The sequence below is a fragment of the Nereida ignava genome, assembly GCF_001049735.1.
Taxonomy (GTDB): domain Bacteria; phylum Pseudomonadota; class Alphaproteobacteria; order Rhodobacterales; family Rhodobacteraceae; genus Nereida; species Nereida ignava.
Genome location: NZ_CVPC01000052.1, coordinates 1 through 1,071, shown reverse-complemented (window position 1 = coordinate 1,071; position 1,071 = coordinate 1). Strand labels below are relative to the sequence as shown.

The window sequence follows — 1,071 nt, the reverse complement described above, 5'->3', positions numbered from 1 at the left end:
GGCGACAAAACACGCGAGGACTTCATCAAGTTCCGCACGGAACGCGACGCGCAGCTCGCCATGCCAAAGCTGATCATCCCCTCGCTCCAAGTGAACATGCGCGCAGGCGAGGTCCCAACCGACAAAGACGGCAACCCAATGCTCAAAGTCCCCGTCAACGGCCTCTAACTGGAAAACGATAGCGCCCAATAACTGAAAACCTAGATCATGACGGCTAAGAGATTTAATATGAATTGTGCCAGATTTTGTCCGCTGTCAGCATGATCTACTTCTGCAAACCCAAACAACACACCTCATCAGCAGGTTTTCCAACGCGCAAAGACTATCACTAAGAACTCAAGGTTTTATCGATTGAGATCAAAACGACTATGCGCAGAAGTGTGCCTCCAACAGAAAACGCCCACTCAAAAGAGCGGGTGTTTCCCTATTTTATCCAGACAGCCTTACTGAAGCAGTGCGGAAAGCTTTTCTTTTGCTTCTGCGTTCAGCCAGTTGCTCCAGACGTCTTTGTTGTTCGTCAGGAAGTAAACTGCGGCTTCGTCGTAGCTTGCGTTATTGTCCGCTTGCCACGCCAAAACTTCACCCATCTGCGCGTTCGTGAAGCTTACGTTGCTCATCAACTCAACGACCTCTGGCTCACGCTCGGTCAATGTGCCGGAAACAGCAGTTTTCACTTTGGCTGTCGGGTATGCAGACAGTGTTGGTGTCGCACAATCCGGTGTGCCGTTACACGCGTGCGCTTCTGGATCATGCGCACCTACGTCAACGCGGACCATTGGGTATTTACCAAGCACAGAGGTCGGCGCCCAGTAGTAACCAAACCATGGCTCTTGCTCGGAATATGCGGCAGCAATCGCAGTAGCAAGCGTTTCACCTGAACCGTGCTGGAAGCGCTCAATGCCGCTACCCTCAAGGTTAATCGCTTTAATATTGTTGTTGTTGATGATGTCGCACGCCCAACCCGATGGACAGTCATGGAAACGTGCACCTACCAACTCAGGGTTCGCCATAACGCCTTCAAGGGTGAGCAGCTCTGGGTGGGCATCCGCAAGGTACTGCGGGATCCACCAG

1 protein-coding gene and 1 pseudogene are annotated in these 1,071 nt (G+C 52.1%); one reads left to right on the top strand and one right to left on the bottom strand.

The window, feature by feature from the left end; translation table 11 throughout:
- Positions 1 to 168, top strand: a pseudogene (locus tag NIG5292_RS14230) (MBL fold metallo-hydrolase); the annotation flags it as partial.
- 275 nt (positions 169 to 443) lie between these two features.
- On the opposite strand, the gene NIG5292_RS14225 reads toward NIG5292_RS14230, so the two are convergent.
- On the bottom strand, positions 444 to 1,071 hold a 628-nt coding region (locus NIG5292_RS14225), incomplete at its 5' end, for a glycine betaine ABC transporter substrate-binding protein (RefSeq protein WP_048600200.1).